This is a genomic window from Leptospira idonii (assembly GCF_004770995.1).
Classification (GTDB): Bacteria; Spirochaetota; Leptospiria; order Leptospirales; family Leptospiraceae; genus Leptospira_A; species Leptospira_A idonii.
In genome coordinates this window covers 53,468-72,658 of sequence record NZ_RQHW01000031.1, presented here as the reverse complement: position 1 = coordinate 72,658, position 19,191 = coordinate 53,468, and the positions used below count along the sequence as shown (strand labels likewise).

Here is a 19,191-nt window from a genome sequence, read left to right as displayed (position 1 = left end):
CGATCCAAGGAGTCTTTGGCAAATGAGAAAAAAGTTAAATGTTAAATGGATATAAAAACATCCTGTGTCCCAAATCAAAAAGACTTGGAACACAGGTTAAAATGGGAGAGAGGAGTTAAACGGGTGGTGGAAGACTGATGTATTGGTCTAACAAATTTAAAAAATGAAAAGAAGCTGTTTCGGAACCTTCAGGAAGAGGGATGAGGATGAAACGACCATAGGCTACTTTTTGAGAGCCAGGAGTTACATCTTCTAAAGAGCTTTTTCCAGAAAATTCATCCGAAGATTCGCTGGAATCCGTGATGCTTGCCACTTCATTGTACTGTGCGGAAGACGATTGGCTGCCTACACGAGAATGTTTGGAAACACGGACTCGAGTGAGTAAACTTTCTTCGGAAAGAAATGCAATGCCCAAGGCAAAGGAAAGCAGGGAAATCCCCATGACTTTGATTGTTTTCTTGAGCATATAAGAAATCATATTATGGAATCCGATTAAAATCTAGCATTTTTTGGTTTGATGCCTAAAAAATAGGCAAAAAGTTAAAAAATGGTCTTTTCTAATGTTTAGACGATCTTACCGAGCCATTCGATTCGAAATAGATCCAATCTGCGATCCAACATATTGCGAACTGCCCCTTTTTTTCTCACTTCTTTGAGAAGATCCAGATCCAAATCGGCGATAAGAGTCATTTCCGTATTAGGAGTGGCTTCTGCCGCGATGGCATCGTGAGGAAATGAGAAATCAGAAGGAGTGAAAACGGCGGATTGGGAGTATTGGATGTCCATGTTCTCGATATTGGGAAGGTTTCCCACGGAACCTGTGGTAACTACATAAATTTCATTTTCAATGGCTCTAGCTTGGGCGCATTTGCGGACTCTCAGATAACCGTTCTTAGTGTCCGTATAATAAGGAACAAATAGAATGTCGATCCCTCTCTCCGCAAGAATACGTGCCAGTTCCGGAAATTCCACATCGTAACAAATTAGAATTCCTACTCTTCCCGCATCGGTTTCGAAGATACGAAGGGTGTCTCCACCCGTCACTCCCCAATACGATCTTTCGTCCGGAGTAGCGTGCAGTTTGTACTGAGAATCGAAGGTTCCGTCTCTCCTACAGAGGAAAGAAACGTTGCGCAACTCTTGATCTTCGTATTCGAACATGGAACCGGTGATGATGTTGATGTTGTAAGAAACTGCAAGTTTCACCATCTCGTCTTTCATTCTTTCCGTATGTTCGGCTAGCGCTCGTACTGCGTTAGACGCACTCATTTTGTTGAATTGAGTGAGAAGAGGCGCATAAAAAAATTCGGGGAAAAGACAAAAGTCCGCATTATAACTGGCGACCGTATCCACAAAAAATTCCACTTGGTCTCTCAGTTCTTCGAAGGAACGGACGGATCTCATCTGCCATTGCACAGCACCTACTCGGACGACTGTCTTTTTTCCTCCGATGAGTTTGTCTTCTTCTTCGTAGTAAATGTTCAGCCATTCAAGGAGGCAGGCATAAGAGCTATAGCCTTTGTTATCTGGGAAGTAGTTGGTTACGATTTTTCTTACGTGGAAATCGTTGGCCAATTGGAAAGACAATACAGGATCGAATAATTCCTTTTGTTTGACCAGATTGACATACTCCTGAGGAGTCATTTCCGATTCGTGGTTTTTGTAACCGGGGAGCCATCCGCCTACGATGATTCTTCTTAGGTTCAATTTTTCGCAGACTTCTTTTCTTGCATCGTAAAGACGTCTGCCAAGTCTAAGCCCTTGGTATTTAGGATTCACGAATACGTCCACACCGTACAAACTGTCCCCATCTTCATTATGATTGGGAAGTCCTCCTCCTCCGGTGATTGTGTGGTAGGTATGTTTGTCTCCGTGATCGCTGTAGAGAACGATCATGGAAATTGCGGCAGCAATCACTTTCCCTTTGTCTTCTATGGCGATTTGACCTTCCGGAAAAATCGTGATTTGCCTTTCGAATTCCTCTTTTGTCCAAGCACCGTCGAAAGCCTTGGAAAAAACCATATCCATAATTTCTTGAACGGATTCGTAATCGGATGCGCGCAGATAACGCAGTTCCAGTTTGTGTTTTTCCGGAACCTTCGTTTTGGTTTTGGTCGGTTTTTTTGATTTTTTCTTAGGCTTTTTGGAATCCATAAACGGTCAGTTCAGTACCTTGCCGGGATTCATGATTCCTTTCGGATCGAATACCGCTTTGATCGCTTTCATAGTATCTATCTCTTCCTGGCTGCGAGAGAATCCCAGATAGTCTTTTTTCAAAAGACCGATCCCATGTTCTGCGGAAATGGAACCTTTGTGTTTCTGGATGAGTTGAAACATTTCCGGATCTACGGATTTGCATCTTTGGAAAAAATCGGCATCCGTCAATTCTTTAGGTTTTACAATGTTTAGGTGGAGGTTTCCGTCTCCGATATGACCGAAAAGCGCGATTTCAAATCCTTGGTATTTAGCGTCTAACAAGGATTGCATATCGTTCAGGAAGGATTCCATATTGCGAAGAGGTAGGGAAATATCGTTTTTGTGTACGGTATAGGCAAGAGAAAGGGATTCGGAGATTCCTTCTCTGTATTTCCAGAAGGTTTGGTTTTGTCTCGTATTCTGTGCGATGGAACCGTCCGTAATGAGTTCTTTTTCCGTAATGGATTCCAAAATCGTCAGAAGCTTTTCTTCATCTCCTTCTTCCCTGATTTCGTATTCCATAAGCACATAATATTCGCTAGATTGAGGGAACGGATCGGAAACTCCCAAATGTTCTTTCACTTTATGAAGACAATAGTCCGTTAAAAATTCGAAGGCAAGCAAAGGGAGGTTGTGATTGTGCGTTTCTTTGAAAATTTCCAGAATGTTTTTGTATTCGGGGACGGCAAGAAACACGACTCGTATGTCCGTAGGAGGTTTCGTCAATTTGACTACCGCTTCCGTGATGATTCCCAAGGTTCCTTCCGAGCCGATAAACAGATGTTTGAGATCATAACCTGTGTTGTTCTTCAGGATCTCTCCGTTGAAACGCATCACATCTCCTTTCCCTGTCACAACAGTGAGTCCGAGAACCCAGTCTCTCACCAGTCCGTAATGAACCACTCGTACTCCCCCTGCGTTTGTGGCGATGTTTCCGCCTATATGGCTGGAACCGGTGGCGGCAAAATCCACAGGAAAATAAAAACCTCTTTCTTCTGCTTGGGTATGAAGTTCTTTCGTGATCATCCCAGCTTGTACGTGTAAGGTGCCAAGGAAAGGATCGAAATCCACCACTTTGTTCATTTTGGAAAGAGAGATTACGATTTCGCTGTCTTTTGCGACTGCTCCACCGGCATACCCGGTACGTCCTCCGGAAGGAACGATGGAGATTCCGTTTTGATATGCGTATCCTACCGCTTTGGCCACATCTTCCGTGGTCTCGGGGAAAATTAAAACTTGGTAGTTCGGCTTATACACTTTCGTCCTATCGGTTCCGTAGGAATCGAAAGTGCTTTGGTCCAATTTTCCGTCTTCTCTAGTGAAAACTTTTCCTTCTCCTATGAGATTGATTAAGTCTTGTTTTGCGTCGAGTGACTTTGTAGTCATGGTATTTCCTTTATATTTCTACTAAATCGATCTGGGAATTTACGGGAGGATCGTCGTCTCCCGAAGTGAGTCTGACGTAACTTCCATCCGACTCTAAAACCCTTGCTTGTGTGTTGTCCCGAAGCAGAAGATCGAAGATTTTACCGATTCTTTTTTTATGTTTTTCTTGGAGGATTGGAAACATAACTTCAATTCGGCGCTGAAAGTTACGAGGCATACAATCCGCAGAAGCCAAAAATACTTCCGGTTTTCCGCTGTTGTGGAAAGAATAAATACGAGAATGTTCCAAATACCTTCCTATGATGGAACGCACTCTGATGTTCTCGGAAACTCCCGGAATCCCCGGTCTAAGGCAGCAAATCCCTCGTATGATGAGGTCGATTTTTACTCCTGCCTGAGATGCTTCGTAAAGTTTCATGATCACATCCGCATCTACAAGAGAGTTCATCTTGAAGATGACTCTTGCTTCTTTTTTAGCCAAAGCATTGTCCGTTTCTCTTTGGATGAGGCGTAAAAATTCTTCCTTTAGGAACGTAGGAGCCGCATGGATTTTTGTAAGGCGAGGCATCTTTCCCGAACTGGTGATCGTATTGAAAAGAATGGCCACGTCTTCCGTGATTTCAGGATCCGCAGTGAATAAACTTAGATCCGTATAAAATCGTGCGGTGGTGGAATTGTAGTTTCCCGTTCCCAAATGCACATAACGATTGAGTTTGTCGTCTTCTCGTCTAACAATGAGAAGCATTTTACAGTGGATTTTGAGACCGACGACTCCATACACTACGTGCACGCCGGAGTCTTCCAGTTTTTTTGCCCAGCGAATGTTTCTTTCTTCGTCGAATCTTGCTTTCAGCTCCACAAGAACCGTAACTTGTTTTCCGTTTTCCGCAGCTTCTCCCAAGTATTGGATGATAGGAGAATCTCCTGAAGTTCGATACAAAGTCATTTTGATGGCGAGCACCTTGGGATCTTGGCTTGCGATCTTTAACATATCTTCTATGGAACGGAAACTTTCGTAAGGATGATGAAGAAGATGATCGTTCTTTCTGATTTCCGCAAAAATCGATTCGCTTTTTTTAGTGGCGAAACCCGCTTTAGGAACGGGATAAGAAAATTTCAAATGACTTGTTTTTTCCAAAGATTGGAAGAACATAAGATCGTTTAAATTAAGTAAGGTGGGAATCTCCATCACTTGATAGTCTTCCAGTTCCAGGAGTCCTTTGAGAATGTCTTTGATATGTCCCGCACCGCTGTGAACATCCAAACGTATTGCGTCTCCCCACATTCTGTTCTTCAATTCGTTCTTCATCGTGGTCAGAAGGTCACCGATGTTTTGTTCTTCGTTGAAGGAGATGTCAGCGTCTCTTACGATTTTAAACGTATGGATTTGTTTTACGTTCATCCCGAAGAAAAGATCGCTTAAATGAAGTTTAATGATCTCTTCCAGTGGGAAGTATCTTCTTTCTTCCTGATCTGCGCTTTGAGGAAGCTGTAAAAAACGAGGAAGTACGTTCGGTACTTGCACGATCGCAAAAAGTTCTTTCTGTTTGTTTTTATCCTCGTCCGAATAGAGAGTGATTCCCAAATTTAAAGTTCTATTGAGGATATGAGGGAAAGGATGAGAAGGATCAATCGCTAAAGGAGTGAGGATGGAAGACACTTCTCTTTTGTAATAATTTTTAACGAATTGGATGTCTTCTCCTGCAAGTTCGGAAGGATCCTGCACGACGATGATTTTATTCGATTTTAACTCTTGTAAGATGTCGGAAAGGCAGTCGTATTGTTTTTTTACGAAACCGGATACCTTCTCATAGAGTTCGGAAACGATCTCGGAAGTTCTTTTTCCGTTCAAACTTCTTTCTTCGATTCCCGCTTGTTTCAGGTTGATGAGACCTGCCACACGAACCATAAAAAATTCGTCTTGGTTGGATTCTGTAATACAGAGAAATTTAAGTCTTTCCAGGAGAGGATTTCCCGGGTCTTGGGCTTCTTCCAAAACTCTAAAATTGAAGTCGACCCAGGATAATTCCCGGTCAAAGAATATATTAGGATTCCCCAGTTCTATTTTTTCCGGAGGAGGGCTAGCAGTCATAATTCTAGGATTCGGGAAGGAAAAAATTCTGTAAATTCCTAATCATTTATCGGAATTCGACGACATTAGATCCAGAGGCCAAGTAGGAAAATGCCAGCTTATACGATGCCAGGGCTCATGACTGGGCAAAACACAAACGAAATCGTCAAAAAGCTCGTCGAATTGGAGCGCCGACCCATCAAAAGATGGGAAACGGAAAACGAATACTCCAAAGCTCAGATTCAGGTTTGGAACGAAGTCAAAAACCTAACTATGAATCTACAGACCAAAACCCGTGCGCTTGTCTCTTTTACTGCTCCTTTCGCTACGAAATCCGTGTCCTCTTCCGTGGAAGGTGCGATTACCGGAGAAGCCTCTCGTGCCGCAAAATCGGGGGAAAGACCTCTTGAAATTTTAGAATTAGCCGCAAAGCATCAATTATCCGGTGTTGAGGTGGACAGCGATATCAAACTTCCGGAAGGAAGTTTCACTATTTATTCCGGCAAAGCCAAAGAAACCATTCAGTTCGGAGGAGGGAATCTCTCCGAGCTTACGAACCAAATCCGAAATTTGGCAGGCTCTATCGCACAAGCAACCGTGATTAAGGTGGATAAAGATTCTTCCATCGTAACTGTAACTGCGGTTAAAACAGGAAAAAGCAACGAACTTCAATTTTCCGATCCGAACGGAATTTTAAAATTAGCGGGAATTGTGGGAGAGAACCAACCCACAGGAGAGGAAGTAGTCACCACTTTGAACTTCAATTTGGAAACCGCTTCCCCTTGGGAAGAAACCAGATTCAAAAACACGAAAGATCCTAACTTTAAAATTTCCAAAATAGAACTTCCTGCCGCAGCTCCTACGGAAGCGGCGAAAGAGACGGCTCTTGTTGTGAAACCGGATACCGCTTTCTTTTTGGAGACGGAGCCGAAAGAAATCCAAGCTAGATCTTATTTGGAATGGGAAGTGATCGGAGAAGTTCCTTCGTCTTGGGAGTTGGGAATCGTTTTTGAAAAAGAAGGAAACACCAGAACAAGAGTTCTTCCTGTCACAGCCAAAGACGGCAAATACATTCTTGCCATTTCCGATTTTGCGGAAGGTAAAAATCTTTCCAAAGTGATTTTATCCAATGCATCCGCAGCGGATATCCAAATCAAATCCGTAAAATTAGTTTCTCCTCCTAAACCGGGAACCGCAGAACCTTTGAAAGTTCTTCAGGAAGCAAAAGACGCTAAGTTTAAAATCGACGGAGTGGAAATCACTAGAGAATCGAACGAGGCTATCGCGGACGTATTGGAAGGGATCTCATTTAACATTCATAAAGTGACTACGGAACCTGTCACTTTGAAGATCAATGTGGACAACCAAAAAGGGATGACTCTCATCAAGGAATGGGTGGAAGCTTACAACCAATTGATGAAATTTTCCAAAGAGGTGACTACCGTAGATAAAGACGGTAAAATTTCTGATAAAAAAGCGGGAGACGATTCCAAGGAACTCGATATCTCCAAAGAATTTTGGGACAATAAAGTGAAGTCCGGGATTCTGACGGGAGAAAATTCCGTACTAAGATTGATCGCAGGAATGAAAACGATCGCTAACTCTTATTATCCGGCGACAAAAGACGGAGGATTCAGAGTTCTCACAGATATCGGAATTTCCACAGGGGCCATCGGTTCTAATTGGGAAAAAATCCAGGAAGGTCTGCTCATCATAGAGGAACAAAGATTGGTTCAGGTTCTCTCCGAGAATCCGGATGCGGTTCGTGAATTATTCGCTTCCGATACGAATAACGATGCTAAGATGGAAGACGGGGTAGGGGTTCGCCTTTTGGAGAACTTGAAGCCTTACAATCAATACGCTTCAGGAATCATTTCCAGCAAAGTGAAGTTACTGGAAGAGAACGTTTCCGGGAACAATAAGAAGATCAAGGAACACGAATCCCATCTTATCAGTTATGAGGCGAAACTCAAACAAAGGTTCCTTTATATGGAACAGGGCGTGGGAAAAAACAAGTCCGTGGGTAATTATTTACAAAACAATTTATTTCGAAATCAGGAGTGATCAATGAATATTTATATCAACGAACAAAAGTTAGAGACTACTTTGAGCGGAGAGACCAATCTGGGGCAAGTTCTTGATCAGATTCAAAAATGGATCGAATCCAACGGAAAATACCTCCGTCATTTTACCGTCAACGGATTGGAAATCAACCGTTCCGAAGCTGAAACTTGGGAATTGAACCGAGCGGAAAGAGTCGATTTGTTCGTTGGAGAAGAGTTGGATATCATCGAAGACAGTCTGATCGAATTGGACAGTTACGTGGATAAAGTGGGTTCTACACTTGTGGGTCGCGATTCTTTGACTGAAAAAGAAACTGCGGATCTTCAGGAAGGGATTCCTTGGATCGAATCCATGCTGCTTTCCACTAAAAATCTTTTGAATTTGAATCTTGCTTCCATCAAACCGATGGGAAAAGGTAAAAATGTGGAGGAGATCGTTTCTTCTTTGAAAGAAGCTTCTTCCGGTTTGGATTCCACTTCTGCGATCGATTCGTTTTTGGAAGATCTGCGCGACCTTAAATTGTTCCTTATGGATTTGAGCGGAAGACTCGCAGTGATCCGTATGGATGAATCGGAGTTAGTTGCTATCATCAAAAAGTTCGTAGACGAAAAAGATTCCGTCATCAAGGACTTTATGCTTGTGAACGAAAATTTCCAATCCGGCAAAGACCATCTTGCTACTGAGATTCTTACGGATGCGGTGGGAAGACTCAACGGACTTATTTCCGCACTTGTTTCCGTGCAAGGAAGACATTCCGAAATCGATTGGGCTGGAATTTCTCTCGAAGGCAAAACATTGAACGAGATCACTTCTGCGTTGAACGAAAGTTTGACTCATATCGCTTCCGCGATGGAGAAAAACGATATCGTGTATGCGGGAGATATTTTGGAATATGAACTCCCTGAACTTTTGGAAGGATTGGTTCCTTTCCTATCCGAAATTTTAATTTTGGTTCAAAAATAGAAAATAAACAAACGGATTTTCGATTCCGAAAATCCGTCTTCCATCTAACTTCAATAACATTTTCCAGAAGAAGTCACTTCTACCGACCATTCTCCTGCTGCGTTTTTCACTAACATAAAATCGATGTCCCTACATTGAACCGTATTTCCTTCTGAGTCGGTTCGATTCACATCTCCTTCGTAACGATAAAATCCTCCGTTTGTTCCTTGGTTGAAGGTTCCGTCATCGATTAGAATTTTGGACCAGGAATAGTCAGGATACTTGGCAGTGAAAGCTTGAAGAGCCAATTCTTTCACCTTAGGCTTATTTGGTGCTTTGTCGTCAACACCCGCTATGGTTTTTACGTTTCCTACTCCTATTTCAGAGAACTTCCAAGAGTTTCCTTTTTGAACGTAATTGGCACCTGCCTCATATTCTCTTTTGATTCCCGATTTTTCAGAAACGACTAAAAAAGGGACTTTGAGTTTTCTTTCGATTAACTTTCCTTTTTTATCTAATTTCTCCAAAGTCCCCGGATCCCCTGCGGATTCTATGGAAACGATGGTTTCCCCTTTATATTTACTGTTCCATGCGGCTTTCAGATCTTTTTCCGCTTGAGAAGAGGAGACCGGATCCGGGATGGAATCGGCGGATAGGGACAGACCGGCTGCGAATGCGAACGCCAGAAAAGAAAAAATAATTTGGTTTCGTTTCATAGGATCGGAAGTTTACAATGGTTTGAAAAACAGGCAAGCAATTTATTGACAATCGCAAATAGGTTCTTTTTTGAATGGATGGAAAATGTCCCGATTTCAAATTGAATCCGATGGCATTATTTCTCGATTTGGACAATACGATTTTACCTTCTAAAGAGGCCTATGAACATTGCCTCTCTCACCTTCCTTCTGTTTGGAGGGATCTCGGTTTGGGTGAGGAATCCTCTTTTCTTCCTTTGTACGAAGAAGCTCGAAAAAACGTAAAACAAAGATTAGGGAAACATTCTTCCAATCGTTTGAGGCTTCTTTGTTTTAAGGAAATGGTTTCTTACATCAAAGGAGGAATTTCCTCTAGAGATAACGAATCCATCCTTCATTTGGAATCGAAATATTATGAATTTTTTTCGGACTATCTGCAGAGGGAAAAGAGTTCCAATACTGCTTGGGAAGAGTTATTTTCTTTTCTGATCCGATGGACAGAGAAAGAACCCGTTTTTTTTCTCACGAATGAAACGTTGAGAACCCAGCTGATCAAAACAAAATCCTTTTTTCCGGAAAGGTTTCGCTTTCATCTTTTGACTTCCGAAGAAGCCGGAGTGGAAAAACCGAAACAAGAATATTTCGAATTGGGATTATCTTTGGCAAATGCAAAAGCAGAGAACTCTTTTATGATCGGAGATAGTTGGAAAGATGATATCGAAGGCGCTTCCCGCCTGAACATCGTTAGTGTTTTTCAAAAACAAAGGTTCGGAGAAAAAGCGGCCCCAAAACTGCTAACGAAGGAACCGCCTGTTTACGAATCTGAAAATATACTTTCTTCTTTGGAATTTGTTCTAAACTATGTTAGGTGATCTAACTAAGGTTTTTTCAGAGTAAGGAATAAAGTATTGTTCCAGTTGACCGTTTTGAAACTCAGAACGAAAACCGCTTTTGTGAAATAATAATAGAGAAGTTTCGCAAACACTGCCGATTTACTTTTCGAACCGGACACGGAAAGAATGGGCATAAGCACCTTATATTCCGGTTTGATAAACCCGCATTGTTTCCCCAGCTCCGCCAAAGTTTTCATTTTGTAATTGTTTACATGGTCTTTGGCTTCCAAGTAATGAACGCCTTCTTTCATTCCTTTCAGCATCACTTTCAATTTCGCTTTTCCCAACTGGATGGGGAAGTTAGGAGTTTGTAAAAACAAAACCCCGCCCGGTTTGAGAAGGGTGAATAGGTATTCCAATAAAAAATGAGGTTTCGGAATGTGTTCGATGACGTCCCAAAGAGTGATGATGTCGAATGAGTTTGCGGGAAGTTTAGAGTCTTGTACAAGGCCCGCATAGACAGTGGTGAGTCCGTTTTGTTTTTTTGCGAACTCTACCGCTTGCGTTGAAATTTCGTATCCGAATGCTTCCCATTTCGGTCTAGCGGTTAACACTGATTTTACGAAAAAGCCGAGTCCGCATCCCACATCCAATAATTTGCCTGAGTCTTTCGACAAATAGTTGGAAATGAAATCGGAATAAACGGCTCTGTGTGCCACGTCCCACCATTCCAAATCGTAGGTTTGATTTTCCCCGTCCCAATAACCTTCGTAATGTTCTTCTTGTTCGTAGGAAGAATAAACATGGCCGCAGTTTTTACATTCTACGATGGGAATTCCGTTTTCGTTGAAGACTGGAGAGGAGGATTCTGACTTACAGAGAATGCACGATTTCATAATTAAAGCTGTGCTTGTATCGTCTAAATAAGTAGAGACGTGGTCAAGAAAAAAGCGTCCGTACTTTCTTGCCAATTCGACCTCGGATTTAAGATAGGGCATATCGAAAGGAAGTCTTACAATGAAGATCAAATTCACCAAAATGGAAGGGATAGGCAACGACTACGTTTACATCGATGCGACCAAGGAAAACATCCGTCTTACCCCGGAACAAATCCAAAAGCTTTCCGACCGTAATTTCGGAATCGGCAGCGATGGAGTGATTTTCATTAGAGATTCCAAATCCGGTGAATTCCAAATGGATATGTACAATTCGGACGGAAGCAGTTCCGAGATGTGCGGAAACGGAGTTCGTTGCGTAGGTAAATTCGTCTACGATCATGGTTTAACAAAAAATAAACGACCTACCATTGAAACGGGGAAGGGAGTTCTTACTTTGGATCTTTCCACAAATCCTTCCGATAAAGTGGAGATGGTTTCCGTCGATATGGGTGAGCCTATTTTGAAGCCTGCTTTGGTTCCCATCAAATGGGACGGAGAAGCACCTGTCATCGATCAGGTTTTGGAAGTAGACGGAAAGAAGTTTCATTTTACGGCTGTTAGTATGGGAAATCCTCATTGTGTGATCTATGTGGATGATGCAGACAAATTCCCCGTTCATGAAATCGGTCCTAAAATCGAAAACCATCCATTGTTTCCTAAAAGAGTGAATGTTGAGTTCGTGTCCATCAAAGGGAAAGACCATCTCTACCAAAGAACTTGGGAAAGAGGTGCAGGAGAAACCTTAGCCTGCGGAACAGGAGCATGTGCCGTAATGGTGGCTTCCGTATTGAACGGTAAAACGGGAAAAAACGTGAAGATCGATCTGAAAGGAGGGACTTTGCAGATCGAATGGAAAGAATCCGGAAACATCATCATGACCGGACCCGCCAAAGAAGTGTTCAGCGGCGAAGTGGAGATTTAATTATTTTTTAAGAAAATCAGCTTTTTGCAATTCACCCATTCTGCGTCTGGTTTCATCGGATACGATTTTCATCCCTTGGTCCAGAGGCAGATGTGCATAGTTCTCGTATTTAATCACTTCTCCGAAAACCAAATTCACTTTTTTATAAACCACTCTCTTCTTGATTTCGCAGACTTCTTTCGGCATTCCCATAAAAGCGCGCACGAGTGGAGGAATAGGGTAATCGGAAATGGTTTCTTCTTCAGGGATGATGACGGAAGGTAGAATATCCACTTTGTTTCTCAAACAGAAAGCCGCAAAACCGCTGTGAAAGTTGGCAAGCGGAGCGGAAAAATCGTTTCTCACCATATAATCATGGCCTTCTGGGAAAATTCCCAATACGTCTCCGTTTTTGAAAACCTGCTGCACTTTTTTGATGCTCGCCATAGAGATGTTCCCGTCGATCGCCATAGGTATGGTGCCGGTTTTCTCTACTAAGTCTTTGAAGAGAGGGATGCGGGTCGTATATTCCGCAGCGATCCAAGAAATGAAGCGGGGAAAAACGGAACCGATCACGAAAGGATCCATATCGCTTCTATGATTGCAGGTGAGGATGAGTTTTCCCGTAGGAACGATGTTATGATAACCGTAAATGGTAGTCGACACTGCCAAATTGAAAAATGGAGTGATAAACTTTTTCATTGTCTCTACATTTTTTTTGACTTGGTCGACGGTATTTTCCATTTTAATCTCCGATGATTTTTTTCCACCAAGACTTTGTTTGTTGATCTGCATAACCTCTGTTAGCATTTCCTTTTCCTTCGGAATCGGACGGATCATTTGCGTCATTTGGTGTGAGTGCGTCTTTTCTGCGTTTGCCAGCAGATTGGGACGGCAAAGACTTCTTGATTTCTTCTAATTCTCTTTGTGCGGAAGCACTGGACTTCAAATAGGCACGAATCTCGTCCCATTGGGAGTCATAATCATTTCCATAAATGGCAAAATTCATCAGATCGATACGATCAAAATCGGGCATGTTGGCGGAATCCTTCCCTAATATCCTTTAAAATTTCAGACTAATTTCCCTGAAATTCAATCCAATTTTTCAGAAGGGAAGCTCGATTGCGAGAAGGATTTTTTTTCCTCCGCTGTAGATTGGGGGGTGCCAGTCCCGATGATAGTATTGTGAGAGATAGAATCGAGTCCAAGAGACATAAGATCAAAAAAACAAACCAGAATCCATTTATACTTCCTGACAATGTTGTCCCATTTCCCAACCCACGCCCCAATCAGGAGAAAATTTTCGATCTTTGTGAAGATTTGTTTTGCGGCATGGAGAAGGAGAAAGAAGGCTCTTCTTAGATGATTAGAAAATTATTTGTTTTAGCCTTTTTTTTGTTCTTTTTCTCCGATTCCATGTGCCTGCGGCTCTGGATCGTTTCCGGAAAGCACCGCAAGGTGGAAGATACCAGAGAGAATAAGACTTACCAAAAAACCAGATCCTTTTTGAAGGCGAAACAATGGCTGGAATATAAATTAGATCCTGAAACTTCCAAAATCAAAGAGGAAAATCAGGATGCAGGCACACTCAAAGGAACCGGCCTCATTCGTTGTTACGTTCCTTACGGAATCGGAGAGGTGGATGCCAACGAACATGAGTTTGACTATTCGATTTCCATTCGCGATGGTTCCGCTACGATTTTTATAGAGAAGATATTTTCCTTCATCCGGGATCCGAACGACATCATCCTCAATTATGGACCGAAAGACGAAAGAGTTGCGAAAATTACGATTCGATCCTGCTTTAAGCCGATGATGGACGACTTTTTCGATTATATCAAATAGTAAGTAGGAATTATCTTCCTAGAGGGTTGCCCACTGTGGTACCTACGGCACCTGTCGTGTTGGTTCCCGTTGGGGAATCCGTAAGTCCGTAGTAATCGAGATTTTGGTTGGAGTTTGTAGAGGAGGCGGAAGAACCGGCTCCTTGTCTGGACTGATTCGAATTGGAGTCTTCCAGAAGATCCAAAACATCTTCCGTGTTTTTAAGAACCAATCCGGAACCGCATTGTAGAAAAAAGGGAAGAGAAATAATAAGAACAAAAACTCGGAATCCCATATATCCGTAAGTTTGAACGGTTTGCGTTTAAAGTTCAAGAAAAAGAATCAAAAAAAGAAATTCTTTGGGAATTAGAAACCGCTGCGTTTTGCTTCTCGTTTCCTTAAAATCTTCTGAACCCTTAGATGTTTATCATCGGTTAGAGGGAAAAAAAGAAAAATAAGGGAACCTAAAATAAAGAAAAAACCGACACCCGGCCCGAAAATCAAAGCTAAGTTCCATCCCATTTCCTGAGACTGCGTTTGGGAATTTGCATCGAACCCTATGAAATCGAGTAAAAAACCAGTGATAGCGATTCCTATGGCTTGGGAGAATTTCACTCCCATCTTCCAAAATCCGAAGTAGAGTCCTTCTCGTTTTTCTCCCGTCTTCCATTCATCGTAGTCCACTACATCGGTTAGAATCGAATCCATAATGAGGATGGAACCTGCGAAGATTCCTCCTAAAAAGGCGACAATGAGAGGAGGGCGGATCTCTCCATAAGGAAACAAAGGATAGGCGATGACAGTAAGAACGCCTAAAAGGAAGATCCCAAAAAATGCGGGGATCTTTTTTCCGACTTTCTTAGCGACCCAGACCCAAAAAACGATGGAAAGCATAAGTACCATAAGAAACGGAAAAAGTATGTTGATGACTACATCCGATTCTTTCAATCCCAATCTGTATTCATAATAATAAAGTGCGATTGCGGAATTGAAAGTTCTTCCTATGGTGGCGATCACGAAAGCGATGAGAAGAGGAAGAAACACTTTATTTCCTAAAACGGTTGTTAGGGAACGAAAAAAGGAAAGTCCCGAAGGTTTAGACGCGGAGTTCGCTTTGTCGTTTTCCTTGGTAACGAAAAAGGTGACTAAGGAAGAGATTAAAATCACGAAAGAAACGATTTGGCTGGAACTTGTCCTGGAACTGATTATGTTTTCTTTTGCAGATTCATCCCCTAGATATTGTAAGATGACAGCAGGAACGATCATTCCCAGAAGCATACCTAAATTGCTAAAAAACAATCTCCATCCGAAAACGGAAGTTCGTTCATTTCGTTCGAATGTGAGCTCTCCTCCCAATGCGATATGAGGAACGGAGATGATCGTCATAGCTGTATTCACTGCCAGATAAGAGATAAGAAGATAAAGAAATTTACCGAGCTGAGAGTTTATGTTCGGAGGGGAAAAAAGAACCAAAATGGACAAGGAAAGTAAAATCCCTCCCAGAAGAATATAGGGTCTTCTTCTTCCCCATTTGGATTTCGTCCTGTCAGAGATATTTCCCATCAAAGGATCACTGACTGCATCCCAAATCACCGAGATGGAAAGAGCAATCCCCGCCAGGCTGGCATTCAAATTAACGACTTCTATATAGTATTTAAGGAGATAGATTTGAGCGAATACTTGAACGGCTGTTATTCCAGTTTCTGCGAAACCGTAACCTATTTTCGTTCCGAACTTTAAGGGAGAAGTAATCATCTAAGATTACTTTGTATCTGACTACGTGTATGGAAGGATAGGAAAATTATTTTAGGGAATCGGAAAGAATCGCTAATTCTTCCTTGGGATATTTTAAAATCGCCAGATGAGAGAGAATTTCACCCGCCTTTCTTTTATCGGGAAGTTTGAGATAGAGATGGAAAAGATGGATGAGATACTTTATCTTTTTCGGAGACCTATTGCGCACTTTTTCTCCCAACTCGATTGCTTCCGCAAACTTACCCGATTTTTTAAAAACCTTGGAACTGAAGTAGAGAAATTCATCGTCTTCCGGATAAGAAATGAGATACACTTCCAGGTGTTCCTGAGCTTTGGAATAGTTGCCTATCTTATAATATAATTTGGAAAGATCTTTGTGCAGTTTGGAACTTGCATTCGGTTCCGTTTCCATAAGATCGAGTAACACTTGAATGGATTCGGAAAAACTTCCTTTGGTGTATAATTTCTTCGCCTTACGGAATTTAAGTTTTCCTTCGGAAGAGATCCCCGTTTTCTGCGGAACTTCTTCCAAATATCCTAGGCGGATCAGAGAGAAGTCATCGATCACTTCCCCTTTTTCTTCGATCGATTTTAAGATCTCTTTTAAATTTCCTTTGGACAATTCGATGATCTTCAAGATGAAGTTTTCATCCAGATTGATTTCCCAATCGGTTCCTTCTTCGGGAAGAAGGATGTCGTCTTTTCCGTCGGAGCCTGCAAAAATCACATCTCCGGGAAGAAGCTGAAACTCTTTCGTCAAAAGGATCGGTTCCGCACCCAAGGTTCCCAATTTTCGATAAGAAGCATCCGCTTGCAGATAAGAAGCTTTTCCGTCTCTGTACAAAACCATCCAAGGGTGTTCTGCGTTTAAAAAATGCATAAGTCCCGTTTTTTCTTCGATGAGACCGATCACAAGAGAGACCAGCATGGTTCCGTCGAACGCTTCGAAGATGCGATGCATTTCCTGGAAACTGGAAATCAACCAACTTTCCGGTGTTAGATCTTGAAAATTGGAATTGTTTTTCGTTCTTTGTACGATGGACTGAAACACGGCTCCGAACACCAAAGCTCCTCCCGCACCCTGCATGGACTTTCCCATTGCGTCCGCATTGACGAAGAGTATGTATTTTTTCCCCTGCAGATGAATGATGTGGGAAACGTTGATGTCTCCTCCGATTTCATATTCCTTTTCCTTAAACTCGAATCTCTTTTTTTGTTTCAAAAGAAAATCGACGGATACCAGTTTGCTGGATGCATCTTTGATTCCTAAAGGACTTAATAGTAGATAGGTGAGGAAATAGTCTCCGTCTTGTTGGAACTTGAGTTTCCGAACTTCCTGCAGAGAGCGGTTCAATTCTTCCGTTCGTAAGTTGACTTTTTCTTCCAAACCTTCGTTCAAGGTTTTGATTTCGTCGTACATCCCTCTCAGCTTTTGGATGATGTTGCTCATATAAAAAGCCTGTTGGCCGAAATCGTCTCCCGAAGTGGGAGTGACTACTACGTTGAAGTTTCCTTTGGCAAGTTCATCCAAGGATCTACTTGTTTCGGTTAATCCTTGTTTTACTGTTTTTGCGACTATATAGGAACAAACGAAAAGAGGGATTACGAAAATGCAGGATACGATGACGATGGGAATCAAAGGTTCTTCCACCATCGTTTCCCCTTTCGCAATCGAGTAGAGTAAATAAGATAAAACGGAAACAGGTAGAGCTGCCAAACTGAAAAAAGCCAGAACGATCCTTTTGAAGTAATCGAATTTGGGGATGTCGGAAGGTTTGATCTCCACGTTTTTGATTTGAGGAAGTTCGAATAACCCTCGTAAGGAGTTTTCGGTGATGAAGTAGTATGTAACGAAAGAGATAGGGGGAATCATCGCAATGGTAAAAATACCCGAACGCACTACGGAAGGAGTGTATTCAACGATATATGTATACAAAGTAACGATGGGGATGACCCCTGCAAACCATCGAATGACGATGATGATTCCCTCGATCAGAGGGTATTTGAAGATATATAATTTAACCGATTTGGCAAAGTCTCTGTCTTGGAAAGTGAATTCGATGTTGGAAGATTGATCTTCGATGTTGATTCTTTCGATTTGATGAAAGAGATGATTGATTAGAAAATAACGAAGGATGGTTCCTAAGATGCCGATGGCGGTCGCAAAAAAGAGACAGAGGGCGACGAAAATCACCCATTTTTCCGTCTCCATCTTTTGAGTGATGATTGCATAATACACAGCGAACGGAACGGGAACGGTATGGGTGAACGCTTCCAGTTTGAGGGTAAGCTCCCAGAATAGGCTTTTTCGATTCACAACTCCACCTTTATTTCTGGTAAACTTGGATAAGTATATACCTAAAAAGATGCTTTGTAAATGAGAAAACCGATTCGTTCTTGTTTAGTCTGCGTAGTGAAAATTCTCTATAAAACCCATCACTCCTGAAGCAGGCAGAGGTACACTGAAATAATAACCTTGGCCGATGTGTACTCCCAGTTCTTTGAGAAGGTTGCGTGTTTCTTTATTTTCGATTCCTTCCGCAACCACTTCCATATTCAGTTTTTCCGCCAGATGCACTGTAGAGCCGATGATCGATTTTGTGTTCGGGTTTTTTAAAAGATCGAATACGAAACCTTTATCGATTTTCAATTCTGTGAAAGGAGCTTTGCTCAATTGATCCAAGGAAGAAAAACCCGTTCCGAAATCGTCGATAGAGAGGCCGATTCCTTTCATACAAAGTCTGGTTAAAATTTCCAAAGCTTTAGGATAACCTTCTAATTTCCCCGTTTCAATGAGTTCTATGATGATTTGGTTCGACATCAAAGAATGCTGCTGCATCAACTGAATGATGTCTTCGGGCATGGAAGTGTCCACAAGATCGAAGACGGAAACGTTCACGGAAACCCTTTTGTTGATTCCTTTTTTGATCAAATCTCCGAAAAAACTGCAAGCTTCGTTGAGTAGGTGTTTGGTGAGTTCTCCCAGGACATTGTATTTGGAAACGAAAGGAAGGAACTGATCCGGAAAAATAATACCTAGATCCGGGTGAAGCCATCTAACAAGCGCTTCAAATCCCACGATTTCCTTTGTTTTGAGATTGATCTGTGGCTGGTAGTAAAGAACGACTTGTTTTTTTTGGATCGCATCCAAGATGTCTTCTTTTGAGAAAGTGAATTCTTTTTTTTCCGTTTTGTTCGCTTTTTTTGTCATCTTGCCCGCTTGGGCGATCAGGTTGGCGATTTGAGCTATGGAAAACGGTTTACTAAGGGTTCCCAATACGTTCAATCCGTACGCTTTTGCAACTCTTTCCGCACTGGCAAGCACGGATTGGCTGTGACCGCTCATCAGAACGATAAAGGCTTCCGATTTGGCTTCTCCCAAATAACGCAGAATCTCCACTCCATCCACGTCCGGCATAAATAAATCGATGGTAATGAGATCGATTTTAGGGGAGTAGGATTCGAAGAGATCCGTAGACTTTGTCAGCTGAATGACATCATCGATTCCCAGTTCCTTGAATACGTCCGCAAGGAATTCGTTTAAATCGGGCTCATCATCTAGTATTAACGCAGTATTGATTTCCAT

At 42.1% G+C, this 19,191-nt stretch carries 17 protein-coding genes; 5 read left to right on the top strand and 12 right to left on the bottom strand.

What is annotated here, in order from left to right; genetic code table 11:
• Positions 1–115: 115 nt before the first annotated feature.
• The 4 genes from EHS15_RS08690 to ppk1 form a co-directional block, all read right to left on the bottom strand.
• Positions 116–478: a hypothetical protein gene (locus EHS15_RS08690; protein ID WP_135760171.1), complete on the bottom strand. Its 363-nt coding sequence runs from the start codon at positions 476–478 to the stop codon at positions 116–118.
• An 86-nt stretch (positions 479–564) separates the two neighbouring features.
• Complete coding sequence (locus tag EHS15_RS08685) at positions 565–2,154, bottom strand: carbon-nitrogen hydrolase family protein (RefSeq protein WP_135760170.1); 1,590 nt, start codon at positions 2,152–2,154, stop codon at positions 565–567.
• 6 nt (positions 2,155–2,160) lie between these two features.
• The gene (locus EHS15_RS08680) at positions 2,161–3,582 is read right to left on the bottom strand and encodes an FAD-binding oxidoreductase (protein WP_135760169.1); all 1,422 of its coding nucleotides are present in this window, start codon (positions 3,580–3,582) and stop codon (positions 2,161–2,163) included.
• A gap of 10 nt (positions 3,583–3,592) precedes the next feature.
• On the bottom strand, positions 3,593–5,674 hold the full coding sequence (ppk1, locus tag EHS15_RS08675; protein WP_135760168.1) for a polyphosphate kinase 1: 2,082 nt from the start codon (positions 5,672–5,674) through the stop codon (positions 3,593–3,595).
• A 90-nt stretch (positions 5,675–5,764) separates the two neighbouring features.
• Here ppk1 and fliD point away from each other — a divergent pair, with 90 nt between their 5' ends.
• Together fliD and EHS15_RS08665 are read left to right on the top strand one after the other, a co-directional pair.
• Positions 5,765–7,717 (top strand): flagellar filament capping protein FliD, encoded by a 1,953-nt coding sequence (gene fliD, locus EHS15_RS08670; protein ID WP_135760167.1) that lies wholly within the window; start codon positions 5,765–5,767, stop codon positions 7,715–7,717.
• A 3-nt stretch (positions 7,718–7,720) separates the two neighbouring features.
• Positions 7,721–8,680, top strand: a complete 960-nt coding sequence (locus EHS15_RS08665) for a hypothetical protein (protein WP_135760166.1) — start codon at positions 7,721–7,723, stop codon at positions 8,678–8,680.
• A gap of 50 nt (positions 8,681–8,730) precedes the next feature.
• Here the strand turns inward: EHS15_RS08665 and EHS15_RS08660 are convergent, their stop codons facing one another.
• Positions 8,731–9,375, bottom strand: coding sequence for a hypothetical protein (locus tag EHS15_RS08660; protein ID WP_135760165.1), 645 nt, complete (start codon positions 9,373–9,375; stop codon positions 8,731–8,733).
• Positions 9,376–9,449: 74 nt separating this feature from the next.
• On the opposite strand from EHS15_RS08660, the gene EHS15_RS08655 reads away from it, so the two are divergent.
• Entirely contained in the window at positions 9,450–10,226 is a 777-nt protein-coding gene (locus tag EHS15_RS08655) for an HAD family hydrolase (RefSeq protein ID WP_135760164.1), read from the top strand.
• 5 nt (positions 10,227–10,231) lie between these two features.
• On the opposite strand, the gene EHS15_RS08650 is transcribed toward EHS15_RS08655, so the two are convergent.
• A complete protein-coding gene (locus tag EHS15_RS08650; RefSeq protein ID WP_210416328.1) occupies positions 10,232–11,086 on the bottom strand; it encodes a methyltransferase domain-containing protein in 855 nt (284 codons plus the stop codon).
• A 118-nt stretch (positions 11,087–11,204) separates the two neighbouring features.
• Between EHS15_RS08650 and dapF the strand changes: the two genes are divergently transcribed.
• Positions 11,205–12,047, top strand: coding sequence for a diaminopimelate epimerase (gene dapF, locus EHS15_RS08645; protein WP_135760163.1), 843 nt, complete (start codon positions 11,205–11,207; stop codon positions 12,045–12,047).
• Here dapF and EHS15_RS08640 read toward each other — a convergent pair whose 3' ends face one another.
• Both EHS15_RS08640 and EHS15_RS08635 read right to left on the bottom strand, forming a co-directional pair.
• Positions 12,048–12,770, bottom strand: a complete 723-nt coding sequence (locus tag EHS15_RS08640; RefSeq protein WP_135760162.1) for a lysophospholipid acyltransferase family protein — start codon at positions 12,768–12,770, stop codon at positions 12,048–12,050.
• A gap of 1 nt (position 12,771) precedes the next feature.
• Positions 12,772–13,062: a hypothetical protein gene (locus EHS15_RS08635; RefSeq protein WP_135760161.1), complete on the bottom strand. Its 291-nt coding sequence runs from the start codon at positions 13,060–13,062 to the stop codon at positions 12,772–12,774.
• A 326-nt stretch (positions 13,063–13,388) separates the two neighbouring features.
• Between EHS15_RS08635 and EHS15_RS08630 the strand changes: the two genes are divergently transcribed.
• Positions 13,389–13,871, top strand: a complete 483-nt coding sequence (locus EHS15_RS08630; RefSeq protein WP_135760160.1) for a DUF4468 domain-containing protein — start codon at positions 13,389–13,391, stop codon at positions 13,869–13,871.
• Positions 13,872–13,881: 10 nt separating this feature from the next.
• Here the strand turns inward: EHS15_RS08630 and EHS15_RS08625 are convergent, their stop codons facing one another.
• The 4 genes from EHS15_RS08625 to EHS15_RS08610 form a co-directional block, all read right to left on the bottom strand.
• Entirely contained in the window at positions 13,882–14,145 is a 264-nt protein-coding gene (locus EHS15_RS08625; RefSeq protein WP_246051994.1) for a hypothetical protein, read from the bottom strand.
• 71 nt (positions 14,146–14,216) lie between these two features.
• The gene (locus tag EHS15_RS08620; protein ID WP_135760159.1) at positions 14,217–15,605 is read right to left on the bottom strand and encodes an MFS transporter; all 1,389 of its coding nucleotides are present in this window, start codon (positions 15,603–15,605) and stop codon (positions 14,217–14,219) included.
• A gap of 46 nt (positions 15,606–15,651) precedes the next feature.
• Entirely contained in the window at positions 15,652–17,922 is a 2,271-nt protein-coding gene (locus EHS15_RS08615) for a SpoIIE family protein phosphatase (RefSeq protein WP_135760158.1), read from the bottom strand.
• Between the two features lie 84 nt (positions 17,923–18,006).
• The gene (locus tag EHS15_RS08610; RefSeq protein ID WP_135760157.1) at positions 18,007–19,191 is read right to left on the bottom strand and encodes an EAL domain-containing response regulator; all 1,185 of its coding nucleotides are present in this window, start codon (positions 19,189–19,191) and stop codon (positions 18,007–18,009) included.